16 protein-coding genes and 1 pseudogene are annotated in these 16490 nt (G+C 69.2%); 5 read left to right on the top strand and 12 right to left on the bottom strand.

The window, feature by feature from the left end; genetic code table 11:
- Positions 1–82: 82 nt before the first annotated feature.
- The 5 genes and pseudogenes from J8403_RS44900 to J8403_RS42980 all read right to left on the bottom strand — a co-directional run.
- A pseudogene (locus J8403_RS44900) lies at positions 83–436 on the bottom strand (MmyB family transcriptional regulator); the annotation flags it as partial.
- Positions 437–1383: 947 nt separating this feature from the next.
- Positions 1384–2241, bottom strand: a complete 858-nt coding sequence (locus tag J8403_RS42995; RefSeq protein ID WP_211127968.1) for an aldo/keto reductase — start codon at positions 2239–2241, stop codon at positions 1384–1386.
- Positions 2238–2672 carry a cupin domain-containing protein gene (locus J8403_RS42990; RefSeq protein WP_211127967.1) on the bottom strand — a complete coding sequence of 145 codons (435 nt, stop codon included), beginning with the start codon at positions 2670–2672 and terminating at the stop codon, positions 2238–2240. The genes J8403_RS42995 and J8403_RS42990 overlap by 4 nt, the downstream gene beginning before the upstream one ends.
- 54 nt (positions 2673–2726) lie before the next feature.
- Positions 2727–3713, bottom strand: coding sequence for an aldo/keto reductase (locus tag J8403_RS42985; RefSeq protein ID WP_211127966.1), 987 nt, complete (start codon positions 3711–3713; stop codon positions 2727–2729).
- 2 nt (positions 3714–3715) lie between these two features.
- Positions 3716–4609, bottom strand: coding sequence for a helix-turn-helix transcriptional regulator (locus J8403_RS42980; protein WP_211127965.1), 894 nt, complete (start codon positions 4607–4609; stop codon positions 3716–3718).
- Between the two features lie 174 nt (positions 4610–4783).
- On the opposite strand from J8403_RS42980, the gene J8403_RS42975 reads away from it, so the two are divergent.
- Positions 4784–5119 carry a carboxymuconolactone decarboxylase family protein gene (locus J8403_RS42975; RefSeq protein ID WP_211127964.1) on the top strand — a complete coding sequence of 112 codons (336 nt, stop codon included), beginning with the start codon at positions 4784–4786 and terminating at the stop codon, positions 5117–5119.
- Positions 5120–5179: 60 nt separating this feature from the next.
- On the opposite strand, the gene J8403_RS42970 is transcribed toward J8403_RS42975, so the two are convergent.
- A complete protein-coding gene (locus J8403_RS42970; protein ID WP_211127963.1) occupies positions 5180–6577 on the bottom strand; it encodes an MFS transporter in 1398 nt (465 codons plus the stop codon).
- Between the two features lie 157 nt (positions 6578–6734).
- Between J8403_RS42970 and J8403_RS42965 the strand changes: the two genes are divergently transcribed.
- Positions 6735–7616: a helix-turn-helix transcriptional regulator gene (locus tag J8403_RS42965; protein ID WP_211127962.1), complete on the top strand. Its 882-nt coding sequence runs from the start codon at positions 6735–6737 to the stop codon at positions 7614–7616.
- 295 nt (positions 7617–7911) lie between these two features.
- Here the strand turns inward: J8403_RS42965 and J8403_RS44510 are convergent, their stop codons facing one another.
- Positions 7912–8520 (bottom strand): TetR/AcrR family transcriptional regulator, encoded by a 609-nt coding sequence (locus J8403_RS44510; RefSeq protein WP_211127961.1) that lies wholly within the window; start codon positions 8518–8520, stop codon positions 7912–7914.
- 102 nt (positions 8521–8622) lie between these two features.
- On the opposite strand from J8403_RS44510, the gene J8403_RS42955 reads away from it, so the two are divergent.
- Together J8403_RS42955 and aguA are read left to right on the top strand one after the other, a co-directional pair.
- A complete protein-coding gene (locus J8403_RS42955; protein WP_211127960.1) occupies positions 8623–9354 on the top strand; it encodes a VC0807 family protein in 732 nt (243 codons plus the stop codon).
- Positions 9351–10484 carry an agmatine deiminase gene (gene aguA, locus J8403_RS42950; RefSeq protein WP_211127959.1) on the top strand — a complete coding sequence of 378 codons (1134 nt, stop codon included), beginning with the start codon at positions 9351–9353 and terminating at the stop codon, positions 10482–10484. The genes J8403_RS42955 and aguA overlap by 4 nt, the downstream gene beginning before the upstream one ends.
- Before the next feature lie 479 nt (positions 10485–10963).
- On the opposite strand, the gene J8403_RS42945 is transcribed toward aguA, so the two are convergent.
- The 5 genes from J8403_RS42945 to J8403_RS42930 all read right to left on the bottom strand — a co-directional run bounded on the left by J8403_RS42945 (position 10964) and on the right by J8403_RS42930 (position 15741).
- A complete protein-coding gene (locus J8403_RS42945; RefSeq protein ID WP_211127958.1) occupies positions 10964–11497 on the bottom strand; it encodes a GNAT family N-acetyltransferase in 534 nt (177 codons plus the stop codon).
- Positions 11498–12105: 608 nt separating this feature from the next.
- The gene (locus J8403_RS42940) at positions 12106–12714 is read right to left on the bottom strand and encodes a hypothetical protein (protein WP_211127957.1); all 609 of its coding nucleotides are present in this window, start codon (positions 12712–12714) and stop codon (positions 12106–12108) included.
- A 394-nt stretch (positions 12715–13108) separates the two neighbouring features.
- Positions 13109–13267, bottom strand: coding sequence for an nSTAND1 domain-containing NTPase (locus tag J8403_RS44655; protein ID WP_343245356.1), 159 nt, complete (start codon positions 13265–13267; stop codon positions 13109–13111).
- Positions 13264–14244, bottom strand: coding sequence for a DUF6042 family protein (locus tag J8403_RS44180; protein WP_246586268.1), 981 nt, complete (start codon positions 14242–14244; stop codon positions 13264–13266). Before J8403_RS44180 ends, J8403_RS44655 begins: the two co-directional genes overlap by 4 nt.
- Before the next feature lie 27 nt (positions 14245–14271).
- Positions 14272–15741: an MFS transporter gene (locus J8403_RS42930; RefSeq protein WP_211128709.1), complete on the bottom strand. Its 1470-nt coding sequence runs from the start codon at positions 15739–15741 to the stop codon at positions 14272–14274.
- A gap of 150 nt (positions 15742–15891) precedes the next feature.
- Here J8403_RS42930 and J8403_RS42925 point away from each other — a divergent pair, with 150 nt between their 5' ends.
- Positions 15892–16458 (top strand): TetR/AcrR family transcriptional regulator, encoded by a 567-nt coding sequence (locus J8403_RS42925; RefSeq protein ID WP_211127955.1) that lies wholly within the window; start codon positions 15892–15894, stop codon positions 16456–16458.
- Positions 16459–16490 lie beyond the last annotated feature (32 nt).

The raw sequence follows: 16490 nt of genomic DNA, 5'->3' as shown, positions 1-16490 counted from the left end.
GTGCTGTCGGGCCAGGCGGCGGGTGAGGTGTTGTTGTTGTCCCGCTGGGCGTCGGGGCGCTCCAGCTGGCGAGGAGGGCGAGGGCCTCGGCGGAGGCGGAGCCGGGTTCGGCGGTGTACACGCACACCGCCTGGTCCGGGTCGGCCGGGAACGCCAGGGTCTCGTGGCGCAGGGTGAGCTCGCCGACCACGGGGTGGTGGAGGTGCTGCGTGTCGTGGGCGCACTGGGCCACGCGGTGGCTGTCCCACCAGGCGCTGAACTCCGGCACCTTCACGACGGCCTCGCCGATGAGTTCGTTGAGCAGGGCGTCGTCGGGGTGGCGTCCGGCCTCCAGGCGCAGATTGGCCACGACGATCTCCGCGACCTCGTCCCAGTTCGTGTACAGCTCGCGGGCGGCGGGTGGGACGGGAGCGCCGCCCGGGTCAGGGTGGCCCAGCGCTGACCACGTCGTTGCTTCGCGCTACCACGCACACAGAGAAACCCGATGAACAAGCGCCACACCACCGCCCCGCCCGATCCCGCAGCCGAGGGCAGCCTGGGACGCCAACGGAAGGCCATCGCCGCCCTGGGCCACGAACTGCGCCTGCTCGTCGACGCCACCGTCCGCACCGCGGCCTCCCCGGAGACACTGCACCACCTGGCAGACGGCGTCTGCACCCTCACCCGAGAGCTCACCGGCCGCCGCCACGCGCCGACGGAGATCCCCGAGGTGGACGAGTTCCCGGGCGGCGTACGGATGTACAGCCCAGTCACCGGCGCGGGCAGCGCGCTCGCGCCGCCGATGCGGGTGACTCCTGTCGACGGCGGCGTCGTGGGACGGTGCCTCCTCGGCAGCGCCCATGAAGGACCACCCGGCTACGGCCATGGCGGCGTCAGCGGCACGCTCCTGGACGAACTGATGGGATGGGCATGCGCCGCCGCCGGCAAACCGGGCATGACCATCGCTCTTCAGATGCGCTACCAAGGCCCGGTCCCCCTGGAACCCCCTGCGAGTGACTGCCCGCGTCGCAGGAGCCGACGAGCGCAAGATCTTCGTGCAAGGCGTGATCACCACAGAAGGGGACCCCGCCACCATCCTGGTGGAGGCGGACGGAGTCTTTGTCGCGCCCGATGCCGGGCTCTGCTCTTACCTTCAGATCATGACCGTCACCGCACGGCGGGCGCTGGTGAACCCCCCAACCCGCAACGCCTTCCGTGCCCTGGCCACGGACCTGACCGTCCGGATCGTGGCCGTGGTGCGGCCAGCCCTACATCGGTCAGCACGGCCTTCTTCGACGTGCCGTTGCGGGAGTTGCCCGGCCATGTTCAGCGCCTCGGCGCGAGCCCGGGAGGCCAACCACTCAACCATCTCCCGGTCCAGCTCGGCTTGGCTTGCCGACTGCGTCACTTGCCGCTGTAGACGGGGAACATGCCGTGCTCGCCGTAGTCCACGTCGCGCAGGCCCCGCAGGGCGTCCATGTCCTCGCCGGAGATCTCGAAGTCGACCTCGGCGTTGGAGCGCATGTGTTCCGGGTTCGCCGTCTTGGGCAGCGACACGGTGCCCAGCTGCAGGGTGTAGCGGATGCACAGCTGCGGGACGGACACGCCGTACTTCTCCGCCATCGCCTGGACCTCGGCGTTCTGCAGGATCGCGCCGTGGGCGATCGGCGAGTACGCCTCGACGAGGATCTGCTTGCTCTCGCAATAGGCCAGCAGCTCGGAGGGGGTGTTGCCGGCGTGGACGAGCAGCTGGTTCACATGCGGCACGACGGTCGCGCCCTGCAGGATGTTCTCCACGTCCTGCTGCTGGAAGTTGGACACCCCGATGGAGCGGATCTTGCCGGCCTGATGCGCTTCTTCGAGCGCGCGCCACGCTGCGCGGTTACCCTCGGCGTAGTCGCCACCGCGGAAGTCGTCCCACGGCTGCGGGCTGTGGATGAGCATCAGGTCGATGTACTCGATGCCGAGCTTCCGCATGGAACCGTCGATCGCGTCGACCGCCTGGTCGTAGTCCTTGATCTCCGCAGCGAGTTTGGTCGAGACGAACAGCTCGCCGCGGGGCACACCGGATGTGCGCACCCCCTCGCCGACCCCTCGCTCGTTGCCGTAGGCCTGGGCGGTGTCGATGTTGCGGTAGCCGATCTCCACGGCTGCGCGGACCGCGTCGGCCGCCTTGTCGTCGTCGATGAACCAGGTGCCGAGCCCCAGCTTGGGGATCTCGACGCCGTGGGACAGCGTGTAGGTCTCGTCCAGGATGGTCATGCGGTTGCTCCGTTCTTCGGCAGCTCGCCGTACACCTCGTCGGTGACGGGCTCGAGCCATTCGTTGCTGACGCCTTCGCCCGGGGTGATGAACGCGACGTGGGAGAACCACGAGTCGGCCTTCGCGCCGTGCCAGTGCTTCGTGCCCGCCGGGACGCGGACCACCGTTCCCGGCACCATGCTGACAGGCTCCTCGCCCTCGGCCTGGTACCAGCCACTGCCCGCCGTGCACAGCAGGATCTGGTCACCGCCGCCGCCCGTGCCGTGGTGGATGTGCCAGTAATTGCGGCAGCCCGGCTCGAAGGAGACATTGCTGACGGGAACGCTCCCCGAGGCGAGCGGAGCCAGGTAGCTCTGGCCGATGAAGTACTGCGCGAAGGCGTCGTTCTTCTCCCCGAGCGGGAAGATCTGGTCAAATCCGTTGACAGTCATTTCGTTCTTTCCGTCTGATTCAGTGCGTCCCGCCGGAGAGGCTGCTCAGCGTCCCTAGGGATTGACGTAGGCCATGTGCTCGGCGTTGTAGCGATCGCCGCTGACGCCGACCCGCTGGGCAAGGCCGTCGAGATCGGCCACCTCGTCCGCGGACAGCGCGACAGCCGTCGCGGCGTTGTTCTCCTGGATACGTGCCGTGCGGCGGGTGCCCGGGATCGGCACGATCCACGGCTGCTGCGCGAGCAGCCAGGCCAGGGCGACCTGGCCCGGCGTCGCACCCTTCGCCTCGGCGAGCTGCCGGACATGGGCGACGAGCGCCTGGTTCGCGGCCAGGTTCTCCGCCGTGAAGCGCGGGACCCGGTGGCGGATGTCCCCGTCGCTGAAGGTCGTGGACGTGTCGACGGTGCCGGTGAGGAAGCCCTTGCCGAGGGGGCTGAACGGCACGAAGCCGATGCCGAGCTCGGCGAGCGTGGGCAGCACCTCGGCCTCGGGGTCCCGTGTCCAGAGCGAGTACTCGCTCTGGACCGCGGTCACGGGGTGGACGGCGTGTGCGGCGCGGATGGTGGCGGCCGACGCCTCGGAGAGCCCGAAGTGCCTGACCTTCCCCTCGGCGATCAGCTCACCGACCGTGCCCGCGACGTCCTCGATCGGCACGTCGGGGTCGACGCGGTGCTGGTAGAAGAGGTCGATCGCATCGGTGCGGAGCCGCGTCAGGGACTCCTCCGCGACGCGGCGGATCTGCGCGGGGCGGCTGTCGAGGCCGACGCTTTGGCCGTCTCGGATGTCCCATCCGAACTTGGTGGCGATCACGACCTGGTCGCGGACCGGCTCCAGCGCCTCGCCGACCAGCTCCTCGTTCACGTACGGCCCGTAGACCTCGGCGGTGTCGAAGAAGGTCACGCCCTCGTCAACCGCGGAGCGCAGCACCGCGATCATGTCATCGCGGCTGCCGGGGTTGGGGCCGTAGCTCTGGGACATGCCCATCGCGCCGAGCCCGATCGCGGACACGTCCAGCCCGTGTCCGAGCGTTCTGGTGTGCATGGTCAACTTTCTTGGATCGTGGTCGGGTGCCCGCCGCGAGGCGTTCCCGCGGTGGACGTCGCGGCAAGGCTCGCGAGCAGCTGCAGGCGCTCCTGGCTGGGCGATCCGGGCTCCGCGGTGTAGATGAGGAAGGAAAGGCCGGGCTCGGCGGTCAGCTCCATCCCCTCGTAGGTCAACGTGAGGTCACCGACCTCGTGGTGATGGAACTCCTTGGTGCCCGAGCCGTGGCGGCGCACATTGTGTGCTCCCCACCGGGTGCGGAATGCGTCGCTGCACGTGGACAGCTCGCCGATCAGGTCGTGCAGCTGCTTGTCCCGGGGCTCCCTGCCGGCTTCGGTGCGCAGGATCGACACGGTGATGTCCGCGGCCGCCTCCCAGTGGGGGTAGAACGCCTGGGCCCGTTCGTCGAGGAAGCAGTGGCGCGCCAGGTTTCCCTGCCCGGGGCCGTCGAACACCTCGTCGTAGAAGGCGCGCCCGAGGGCGTTGGTGGCGAGGACGTCCATCCGTCCGTTGCGCACGAACGCGGGCCCGAAGGCGATGGCGTCCAGCGCACGGGTCAGGCTGTCCCTGGGCACCCACGTCTTCGGCCTGCGCCTGCGCACGGGCCGGGCCGCGCCATTGGCCGCCCGGGCGAGGTCGAAGAGGTGCTCGCGCTCGGCGTCGTCCAGCTGCAGCGCCCGGGCGAGCGACTCCAGGACGGCGTCGGAGACACCGGTCAGGTGGCCGCGCTCGATCTTGGCGTAGTACTCCGGGCTCACGTCCGCGAGCATCGCCACCTCGCCGCGGCGCAGGCCCGCCACTCTCCGGTGTCCGGAGACCGGCAGGCCGGCCTGCTCGGGAGTGAGATTCGCTCGACGGGACATGAGGAACTCCCGTGCTTCGTTCCTGGCGTCCATGCGTTCCACGCTACGGCGCGAAGCGCCATTGAGGGATGCCCTACCAGTACGTCCCTCACCGGGGACTCCCTCGCTCGACACGTGCGGCGATGTCATTGGCATTGCACCTTTGGAGATCGATCGACGCACGTCGGCACAGAGATCGACGCACGTCGGCACAGAGAAGGAAAGTTCATGGCTGAGAACGCGAGCACCGGCTGGAGCGGCGGGAAGAATGCCTTCGGCGACTTCGCCCCGGGGATGGTCCATTACACCGACCGGGTCCTCTTCGACGAGGTCTGGGAGCGTGCGGGCCTGTCCAAGCGTGACCGCAGCCTTGTCACCGTTGCCGCGCTGACCGCGCTCGGGAAGATGGACCAGCTGCAGTTCCACCTCGGCTTCGCCCGCCAGAACGGTGTCACCGACGAGGAGCTGCAGGAGGCCCTGCTGCACTTGGCGTTCTACTCCGGCTGGCCCAACGGCATGGGAGCGACGAGCGTGCTGAAGAGCATCGTCGAGCCGCAGGACTGAGCATGCCCCAGGCGCGTGGCCGTCGCGTCGGCCGGTTGGTCGGCGGCGGCGTCCCCCCCGTCACAGCTCGCGGCCTCGGGCGGCGCCCAGCCTTCTGGTGATCAAGGCCGCCAGGAGCGCGATGGCAGCGGCCAGAGCGAGGCTGATACGCAGCCCGTGCTGGAATCCGGACCTGCTTGTGATCAGGGCGCCGAAGACGGCGACGGCGAGCGCGCCGCCGATCTGGCGGCTGGCGTTGAAGACGCCGCCGGCGGTCCCAGTCTGCTCGGTAGGTACGTGGTCCAGCAGCAGGGCGGTGGTCGTGGGCATCACCAGCGGGCCGGCCATGCCCACGGGGATCAGCAGCAGGGCGCTCGCCCACACCGGCGCCGAGGCCGGTACCAGCGCCAGGGCGATCGAGCCGGCCGCGATCAGGACCAGGCCCGCGATCACTGGGACGCGTGGGCCGGTGCGCTCGGCGATTCGCGCGGAGAACGGCGTCAGCAGTGCACTGAGCAGCATCATGGGAAGGAACGCGATCCCGGCGCCCAGGGCGGACAGGCCGTGCTGCTGCTGGAAGTACAGGGAGAAGAGGAACGGCAGCCCGTAGAAGCCGACCATGAACGCGAAGCCGATGCCTGTGGCGACGACCACGGTCGGTGACCTGAACAGGGTGAGCGGCACCATCGGGTGGGCCACTTTGGCCTGCGCCGCGACGAACGCGGCCAGCGCCACCATAGCGAGCGCGAGCGCGGCCAGGACCTGGGGTGCGCTGAATCCGGCGTCCCCGGCCTCGATCGCCCCGAACGTCAGGCCGCCCATCGCGAGGATGGCGGTGATCTGACCGGTCCAGTCGAACGGGGCCGGGCGGGTCGGCGACGGCCGGGTGCGGGACAGCAGGAGCAGGGTCAGGACGCCGACCGGCACATTGATCCAGAAGATCATCCGCCAGTTGACCAGGCTCAGCACACCCCCGAGCACCGGGCCCGCGGCAGCGGCTGCGGCGCCGCCCATCGCCCATACGCCGACCGCGCGTGCCCGGCGGCCCGGGTCGGGGAACGCTTGACGCACCAGTGCCATCGACGTCGGCATGGTGACGGCCGCACCGATGCCCTGCACGACGCGCGCGGCGATGAGCATCGGCAGCGTCGGAGCCAGACCGCAGGCCACCGAGGCGATGACGAACAGGCTCAGACCCCCGGCGAACGCGCGGCGCGCCCCGATCCGGTCCGAGAGAGATCCTGCCGACAGCAGCAGCGCCGCGAACATCAGCGTGTAGGCGTCGACGACCCACTGCAGGCCGGTGATCTGGCCGCCCAGCGCGTCACGGATCGAGGGCAGCGTGACGTTCACGATCGTCGCGTCCAAGGTGATCACGAAGAAGCCGAGGACGGCAGCGGCCAGCGTCGCGGTGGCCTGCCGGTTCGTCTCGGGCACGCCCGCCTTCGGCGACCGGGGTGGCGAAGCGGTGAGAGGCATGACGGTAGGGGGCCCTTCCGAAGAAACGGGGAGGCGCCGGTCCAGAAGGCCCGGCCACACGTCCACGGAACCACTCACCGCCTCTGACCTGGGAGGCCTTGCCCGGAGGGGTCCTGCCGGTACCCCTCCCGACCCCGGCCTGGCCTACGCTGAACGCGTGCCAGCCGACACCGTCCGAGAAGACATCCGCCGCTTCCTCACCAGCCGCCGAGCCCGCATCACACCCCAGCAGGCCGGCCTGCCCGACTTCGGCGGACGACGCCAGGTCAGCGGCCTGCGCCGCGCGGAGGTCGCCCAGCTCGCGTCGATCAGCGTCGAGTACTACACCCGTCTGGAACGCGGCAACGTCGGCGGCGTCTCCGAGGAGATCCTCGACAGCATCGCCCGAGCCCTCCAGCTCGACGACGTCGAACGCGCCCACCTGGCCGCACTCGTCCGCGCGGCCGGCACCCCGCATCACACCGCCGACCGCGACGGCGGCACCTCACACGTGCGCGACAGCCTCCAGCAGATCCTCGACGCCATGACCGGCGCCGCCGCCTTCGTCCGCAACGCCCACCTCGACGTCCTCGCCACCAACCAGCTCGCCCGCGCGCTGTACGCGGACGCTCTCGACACCAGCGAGCGGCCGCCCAACCTGGCACGCTTCGTCTTCCTCGACCCCCGCGCCCGGCACTTCTACCGCGACTGGGACGGCATCGCCCACGATGCCGTCGGCAGCCTGCGCACCGAAGCCGGCCGCACCCCCGGCAACGCCGGCCTCGCCGACCTCGTTGATGAACTCACCGCTCACAGCGACGAGTTCGCTCGGCGCTGGGTCGCACACGACGTCGAGTACTACCGCAGCGGCAGGCAGCTCTTCCACCACTCTGCCGTCGGCGACCTCGACCTCGACTACGACGCTCTGGAAATCCCCGCCGACCCCGGCCTGACCATCGTCACCTACACCCTCGCCGCCGACTCCCCCTATGCCGACGCGTTCCTGCGGCTGCAGAAACACGGAGACGGGGGAACTCAGGACAACACACCTGGAACATGAGCTCGATGCGGCCCTTGAGGCCTCCTGCCTCCAGGAGCCGGTGCAGGGCCTGCCCGGCGGCGTCGGTGTGCACGGCCTTGCGGCACACCTGGAGCAGGGCGGCTGCCCGCGATCGGCCGGGGTCGAGGTTTGAGTGTCAGTGCGGACGTCGCGGCCGCCATCGAGAACCTCCGGCAGCGCCTGGAAGCGTGGTTGAGCGAGCTGGACCACACCACCGAGGCCCCGGCGTGCGGCCTTCCTGAGCGCCGTCGCGCTTGGGCTGCGTGGAAGGCCCCGGAGCCTGCCGCGCGTGCACCTAGATGTCGGGATGCTCGGATTCGTTTGCCGCGCCGAGCAGTTGGGTCAGGTGCCGGTACAGGACGGCCTGAATGGTGTCCGGAGTCAGGCGGTCGGGGTGGAGCGTCGCGCCGAGGGTGAGTCCATCGAGTACTGCGGCGAGATGCTCCGCCGCCACCGGATCGTCCACGCCCAGACGGTGCAGCAGACGCCCGGCGACGGCCCGCAGCCCGTCGTGAAGTTCGGCGGCGATCTCGCCCAGGGCGGGGTCGGTGCGGGCAGCCGCGACGAAGTCCAGCCAGACCGCGGTCTCGTCGGCGCGCGCCGCGTCGAGCGGCAGGAACTGACCCGCCACCTCCTGCGCCACCAGGTACGGGTCGTCCCCGGGGTGCCGCCGCTCCCGCTGGGCCGCCACTCGGACGTCCACCCGGCGCACCATCTCGCGGGCCGCGGCCATCAGGAGCTCACGGTGGCTGGCGAAGTAGTGCCGTACGGACCCGACGGCGAGGCCGGCCTCGGCGGCGACGTTCCGGAGTGTGGCCTGCTGGATGCCGCCGCGGGCCACGACCCGGAAGACGGCGTCCACGACGTCGCGGCGGCGCTGCTCAGGATCCACTATCTTCGGCATCCGACTTTTATAGCACGACCGTGCTACCATTTTTTTAGCACGGAGATGCTAAAAAAGCTGACGCTCAGCCCGCCGTCCCGGTGACCAGGATCAGGAGAAACCATGGACCCGTCGGAGCCGACCTCTTCGCCTTCAGTACCGCGGCCGGCCCGGCCGTCGGCACCCGCGCGCCCGCGCCGCCTCGGCCGCCTGGCCCGATTGGCCCTCGACCTGGGCGTCTCACCCCTTGCGTACTACGGCTGCCTCCTCGCGGGCCTGGCCACACTCCCCGCGCTCCTGACCGCGACCGCAGTGGCGGCCCTCTATCTCGCCGCCACCGTCCTGCACGACCGGCGTGCCGACGGCCTGGCCCTTGCCATGCTCCTGATGTACGGATTTTCGGCCGCCTTCGCCACCGTGACCTCCGAACCCCAGCCGCTGCTCCTGCGTGACCCACTGATCAGCGCCCTCGCCGGATTCGTGTTCCTCACAAGCTGCCTCACCGCCACGCCCGCCACCGTCTATCTGGCCGGCAGGCTGCACGGTCAACCGTTGCACGACCCGATCCTGCTCCGTGCGCACCGCACGGAGACGCTGGTATGCGGTGCCGGACTCATGGCAGAGGCCGTGGCGCGTGTTCTGCTCGTGCTGACGCTGCCGGTGTCCACGGCCGCCTCGCTCACGCCACCGCTGGAATTCGCCGTCCTCATCCCGCTCGTCGTGTGGATGGTGCGCCACCGCAGGAACGCGCGCACCCGTATCACCGCCCACGTGCCTTCGCGGACGCGGGAGGCCGAGCCTGCGCCGCCGTCGGTCGCCTCCGTCCTCGAACGCCACCGAGGGGGTGCGCGATGAGGACCGTGGACAGCACGCCCGCCGCGGACGGCTTCCGCATGCCGGCGGAATGGGAGCCGCACGACGGATGCTGGATGGCGTGGCCGCAGAACGGTTACCTCTGGCGCGAAGGAGCCCGCCCCGCGCAGCGCGCCCTCGCGGCCCTCGCCAACGCCGTCGCGGACACCGGGGAGGAAGTCACCGTCACGGTCACCGGCGACCAGTACGCACACGCCCGCTCCCGCCTCGACTCCCGCGTCCGCGTGGTGGAGATGACCAGTTGGCTGGGCTGGGCCCGGGACATCGCCCCCACCTTCGTGGTCGACGGCACTGGGCGGCGTCGCGGCGTGGACTTCGCCTTCAACGGCTACGGCAACCGCTACCCGTACTGGGCCACCGACGACCAGTACGCCCGAAGGGTGCTCGACCTCACCGCCACCGACCGCTACCCCGCCCCGCTCGTGCTGGAGGGCGGCTCCTTCCACGTCGACGGAGAGGGAACCGCCCTCGTCACGGCCGAGACCCTGCTCGACCCCGCCCGCAACGACGCCCCCTCACGCACCGCCATGCATCACCTCATGGAGGCCTACCTCGGAGTGACCCGCACCGTGTGGATCGAGTGGGGCCTCGCCTACGATGGGACGCGCGGCCACGTGGACAACATGGCGTGCTTCGCCGCCCCCGGGGTGGTCTGTCTGACCTGGACTGACGACACGAGCGACCCCCAGTACGAGCGCAGCGCACGCGCCCTGGAAGAGCTCAGAAACGTCCAGGACGCCAGAGGCCGTACCCTCCAGGTGGAGAAACTGCCGCTGCCCGGCCCGCTGCACGCCACCGAGGCCGAGCTTCGAGGCATCGACCGTCACCAAGTCCCGGCCACCGGCACCGCGCCACGCCCCCGGCTCGCCGCCTCCTACACCAACTTCTACGCCACGGAGGACCACCTCTTCGTCCCCCTGCTCGACCCCGAACACGACGACGAAGCCCTCGCCCGCCTCGCCAGGATCCACCCGCACCACACGGTCGTCGGCCTCCCCACCCGCGAACTCCTCCTCGGCGGCGGCAACATCCACTGCGCCACCCAGCAGATACCGAGCAGCGGTGCGGTGGCGACGGGTCCTGGCAGGGGCAGAGCGGTCCGAGATCAGTGAGGCGACCGCCAAATGGGTTTCGGCGTAGTCCTCGCCGGCCGGTGTAGCGCTGGAGCGGGCGCCACTGCCTCAGTTCGGCATTCGTGTGCTCGACGCAGATCCGGTCCGAGGACTGTCGGCGGCGCATCTCCCGCCATACGTACTGCTCGCCGAGCGGCGCGTCGTCCTTCGGCTTCATCGGCGGGGCGCTGACCTGGTCGGGGAACTCGTTGGCCAGGCCCCGGTAGCCCTCGTCGACCTCGGCTCCCACCTTGGCCTTGGGCCTGCGGACCTGGGTCTCTGCTCCGTCGATCCGCCGTGTGATCGCCTCGGCTTCCGCGTAGGCGAACACATCCGTCAGGGTGCGCAGCGGCAGGATGGACAAGACCGCACGGGCCCACTTCTTGGTCACACTGGACGAACCCGTGCGGCCGCTGTCACGTCACGGCCCGTAGCGGACGGCCTCGCGGACGGAGTCGAGGCCCTCGTGCTGTCGCAGGTCAGGCATTCGCAGCGGTGCTCGCCCCCGGCGGGCGCACCATGAAGACGTCGATCGGGTCCTGGGCTTCCACGACGAATCCGTGGCGCTCGTAGAGTCGACGGGCAGCACTGCCCCGCAAGACGTTCAAACCCACGGTCACGCCCTTCGCGTCCGTCCGCTCCAGCACGGTGCGCAAGACAGCGGATCCGAGCCCTCGGCCCTGACAGTGCTGAGCAAGGTAGAAGTGCTCCAGCCACTGCCTGCCTTCGGTGGGCCGGACAGTGACACATCCTACGAGTTCGCGGTCGATCATGATGATCGACGTGTGCTGCGTGGAGAAGGAATCCCGCAGCCGTTGCCGCACCCGGTGCTCGTCGTAGCGCCCAAGGCGTTCCAAATCCGCACGCATGACCGTGGCCCGCAACTCCGCGATCACCTCGATGTCCGCTACCGCCGCAGAACGCAGCACCCAACCCGCGGCATGCGCCGACGTGGCCCGTGCAGGCACTGCCACGTCCGATTGCGCCCCGGTCCCCGTCACCCCAGCATCCATAGCCGGAGTATCTCAGTCCGCCTGCTCTGAACAGGCACATGGGCATCTCAACTCGTACTAACCAATCCCGCCACGACCTCAATCGCGAGCCATCTCGTTATCTAGATCTCATGCGGATCTGTGATCTGGTCAAGCTGGTGTCCGAGCTGCTGCCGCATGGCGGTCCGGAACTGATCGCGTTCGGCGCGGAGTGTCTTGATCTCCTCGCGGGCCATGGCTAGGTCGGTGTGCAGGCTGACGGTGCTTGCTTTGCGGCCTTCGGCGGCTGCGGTGGCAGGAGCCTGCCCTCTCGCGGTCAGGTCAGCAGAAGATCCGCCCTTCCAGGTGGACCTGGACGCCGGCACGGTGCACATTCGCCGCACTCGTCACGACGGGCAAGAACAGGAGCCTCCGCTTCGATCCCCTTCCGGCCTGTGGATGACTCGGATCCGGGGGCCAGGCGGCGACGACGGGTACATGTACCGCATGGTGCCTGAGCGGGTACGGTGGCCGGCCGTGGTGGACCGGGCACGGGAGATCGTGGAGAGCTACGAGGGCGGCGTCACGCTGCGCCAGGTGATGTACCCGCTGGTCTCCGAGGGCGTGCAGCCGCACACCCCGTCAAATCTCTACACCCGCGTACAGCTGAACTCTGTGCGGGACCCACCATCAGCGACGTCAGCGATATGCACGATGTGCAACGTGCCCTGGGCGTACTTGACCCTCAGCTCATCGTGGGTGTCTGAAGAGCCGCCATCCAAGACCTGCCACTCGAGCCGCAACGACCCAGTGTCGCCGATCTTGCCAGGAACGCCGAATGCGGCCACCCGCCTCACCAGGTCGGGGTCATAGGGTGACGTAGGGCCCTGGAGAGTCAACTTGCTCCCCACGAGTGCCCATTGGCCGCTCCACGAGGCGCCATCCTCCCATGCGCCCCGGTTGTACGGTTCGATGGTCCAGCTGCTCGCCGTGACCATGACGACGAGGTCGATCGACTCGTCCCTCGAAGGGTTGACCTCGACCCGCCACTTACCCCTGACGAAAGCGCTGACCGCCTGACCGACAGGACCGGTACTCGTCCCGGGCGTGGAACCGGAGTCCTTGCTGTTGTCTCGATTCTTGCCACACGCGGCAAGAATCGAGGCTCCCATGCCGACGGCTAAGTATCGCAGCGCGGTGCGTCGGCCCACCATCTGTGCCACGGCCCGCACCTGACGAATACCCGGCATGCTGTTCACCCCTCCCCCAACCTGTCGAGCACGACCGATTTTCAGCGTACGTGTCAATCGAGCCGCGGTCCCGGCCTCAGCACAACCTTCCGCATCTGCGTCGCGCCCGATGGCCTCGAGCCACCGGCGCCATCTGCGACGTATCGGCTTCGTGTCAGTCAGAGCGTGTCAGCCACGGTCGGGCGGGAGGACCGTGTTCTTGCTGATCGTCGGCCCGTGGACGACGGTGGTAGTTCGCGACCTCGCGGCTGTCATGGAGCGGTACATCCCCTACTGCTTCGACCCTCAGCATCCGGTGCAGTAGGAGGTAGAGGCGCTGGAGCCGGACGAACTGCAGCAGGCTGTCCTCGCCGGCGTTGTGAATCAGGTCCAGGGCGGCAGTGTGACTGCTGTTCTTCGCGCCTCATGATCGGCACGCTGGGCCCGAGGGTTGGTCTGCCAGGGAGCAGGTATGGGCGACTTCGGTGAGTTGGCGATGGAGGCGCAGACGTTCGCGGGCGTCGTCGATCCATTCCCGGAGCCGGGGCCAGGCGGCGATGAGGGCTTCGTGGGCGAGGTTCACCGTGCTGCCGTCGAGGGTGACCAATCTGAAGGGTGGCTGTGCCGTACGGGGTGACAGGTGAGACGGAATGCAGCTTGCGCCTGTCTCATCCCAAGACGCCCGTCCTGTTGTGCTGCTTCCGTTGTTTGCTTTCCACGCCTGGACGCACGCGCCCCAACCGGCGGTACGTCCAGGTCATGGCCGAACGTCGTCCGCATCCTAGTGATCTGTCCGATGCCCGCTGGGTCGCATTGGATGCGGAAGATCTTGCGCGACGGGAGATCGGTGAGATCGCACCTGGTGGTGAAGTCGCCCACCTCCGCCGGCAGGCGGATCGCCTCGAGGGCGTCGTGGGGGCCACCCTTGATGAGTCGGGCGATCCGGTCCAGGCTCGTCACCGCTTCCTCGCGGCGCTGCCCGTCCGGTTCGAAGACCTCGATGATGCGGTAGGAGTCCCCTTCGTAGGCGCTGTCTATCCTCAGCTGCCGCTGGATGGCGGCTTCCTCCTCATCGAGGGGGAACACGTCTCCGGGCGGGGGCGCGGGGACCTTGGGGTAGAAGCGCTGCTCACCGGAACCGTCGGTCCCCTCGTAGATGACGCCCGCGGCCACGAGAAGTTCCAGGACATCGCCGTGGGTGCGTGGCGGCGGCCGGCCATAGCGCGCCGCGTAGCGCTCGGCGTCCTCGATCTGCTCCGGCTGCCGGGCCCGTTCGTCCTCGTCGAGTCCTGCAGGGTCCTCCCAGCAGAGGCATCCAGGTCGCCTTCCGGGTTTTCGGCGTTCCGAACCCCCTGCTTCAGGTCCTCCCGGGTGGCTCCGTGTTCCGTGATCCCCACGCCCAGGAGCAGGAACAGGAGGGAGTGCGGGCGCATGCGTGTCCCCCCGCTCCGCACGACCTGTTGGAGGTAGTGGTGCTCGCGATCCTGCTCGGTCCAGCTCGTCGGTGGCTCCGATGCGACCAATGCGATCTCCTTGCCGACGCCCTCGGCGCGCAGCCACCTCTCGTCGCCAAGGCGGTTGTTGTTGTCACCGGCTGTTCACGGATGTCGCGTTCGAGGTGGTGACCGCATCTGGACCGGTGGAACGTTGCGGCGCCGCGGAGCCTTCCGCGGGCTTGGACCTCGCCAGCCATAGGCCGGTGAACACGGCGGTGGCCAAAGTGATGGTGCCGGCAGCGAGGAAGGCGCTGTCGAGGCCGGCCTCGAAGGAGGCGCCGCCGGATTGCCGGGTGCGGACGATGGCTCCGAGTACCGCCACGCCGAGCACCGCGCCGATCTGCCGGGTGGTGCTGCTGATGCCCGATGCGAGGCCGCCTTCCTGCGGGCTGACTGCTTGGATGGCGGCTCCCGTCAGTGGGGACATGGTCAGGGCGAAGCCGATGCCGACGACTCCAAGCCGCCACCACACGTTCCCGTAGCCGGTGTCGGCGTGCACCATCCCGAGCGCCAGCAGTCCCAGGCCGGCCAGGGCCAGACCGGTGGTGACCACGATTCGGAAGCCGTACCGGGCGGCGAGCCGGCCCGCGTACGGGCTGACGATCACCATGGCAAGGGATACCGGCAGGGTCTGCAGGCCGGCGCGCAGGATTGAGCTGCCCTGGACGTACACGAAGAACTGGGAGAAGAAGAACGACGAACCCATGAGCGCGAACCCCACCACGACCATGGCGGTGTTGGACACGGTGAACAGGCGCTGCCGGAACAGCCGCAGCGGCAGCATCGGAGCGGAACGACGCGCTTCGACGGCGACGAAGGCGGCGAGGAGAATCACCGCGGCGGCGAAGCTGCCCAGGATCACCGGCGATGTCCAGCCGCGGGCACCGCCTTCGATCAGCCCGTAGGTCAGCACCCCCACCGCCAGAACGGACAGCACCGTGCCCGGGATGTCGATCGCGGGGGCGCCCGGATTGCGGGTCTCGTCAAGGCTGCGCAGACCGACCAGCAGAAGGACCACGCCGATGGGCAGATTGACCAGGAAGATGGCGGGCCAGCCGAAGGCTTCGGTCAGCACGCCGCCGGCCACGGGGCCTGCGGCCAGACCGAGTCCGCTGAATCCGGCCCACAGCCCGATCGCCTTGATTCGTTCTTGGGGCACGGGATAGGCGGCGGCGAGCAGGGCGAGCGAGGCAGGGCTCAGCGCCGCGGCCCCGATGCCCTGCAGCACCCGGCCGGTGACCAGCCAGCCGACCGAGGGCGCGAGGCTGCACAGCAGCGACGCGGCGGTGAACACCGCCACGCCGGTCAGGTACACCCGCTTGCGGCCGAACCGGTCGGCGAAGACACCGCCGGACAGCAGCAGCATGGCGACCAGCAGTACGTACGCGTCGACGATCCACTGCAGACCGGTCAGCTGAGTGTGCAGCCGGTGCTGCATATCGGGCAGCGCCGCTCCAACGATCGTGTTGTCGAGCAGGACCATGAATTGGCCTAGGCAGGTCACCGTGAGCAGCACGGCCCGGTTTGATCGACTGCCTACGGTCGCATGCGATGCAGCCATGGGATCCCCCTCCATCGTCAGTTGCGCCCGGTCGCGGTCGACGCGCGTTGCGATACACCTGAGCGCCCTAAAGCAGTCAGCGACTGCGTTAGGTGACTATAAAGAGGATCGCCACGCAAACGCAAGAATCGGCTGCGTTAAGGTGGGGGCATGAACGAGCGGCAGCGAGCCCGGCGGCCCGGCGGACGGAGCGCCCGCGTCAGCGCGCAGGTGCACCAGGCCGTCACCGACCTGATCAGTGAGCGCGGCTACGGCAACTTCACCGTCGGCGAGGTCGCAGCCCGCGCAGGCGTAGCCGACAGCAGCATCTACCGCCGGTGGGGCAACCTGGAAACCCTGCTCACCGACGTGGCGCTCACCCGCCTCAACGCGCAGTCGCCGATGCCCGACACCGGGAGCCTCGCCGGCGACCTGCGCACTTACGCGGCCCAAGTGGCCCGCGAGATCACCGGACCCGACGGCCCGGCGGTGCTGCACCTGGCCTTCGCCCTGTCGAGCAGCGGTCAGCAGGGCCTGCAGGCTGGTGCCGACCTCCGCGCCGAACGCACCCGGCAACTGCAGTCCATGCTCGATCGCGCCCGCGACCGCGGCGAGCCCGCACCCGACGCGTTCGACGTGCTGGACCACATCCTGGCCCCGATGTATATCCGCGTCTTGTTCGGCATGGTCCCGCTCACCCCGGACTACATCGACGGGCTGGTCGACCGATTGCTGTGACCTCAACCCGGTTCCCGCCATCAGCTCTCGGA

Origin of the sequence: Streptomyces yatensis, assembly GCF_018069625.1 — a bacterium.
Taxonomy (GTDB): Bacteria; Actinomycetota; Actinomycetes; order Streptomycetales; family Streptomycetaceae; genus Streptomyces; species Streptomyces yatensis.
The sequence above is the reverse complement of the archived record's forward strand: the minus strand, read 5'-3'. Positions and strand labels throughout refer to the sequence as shown.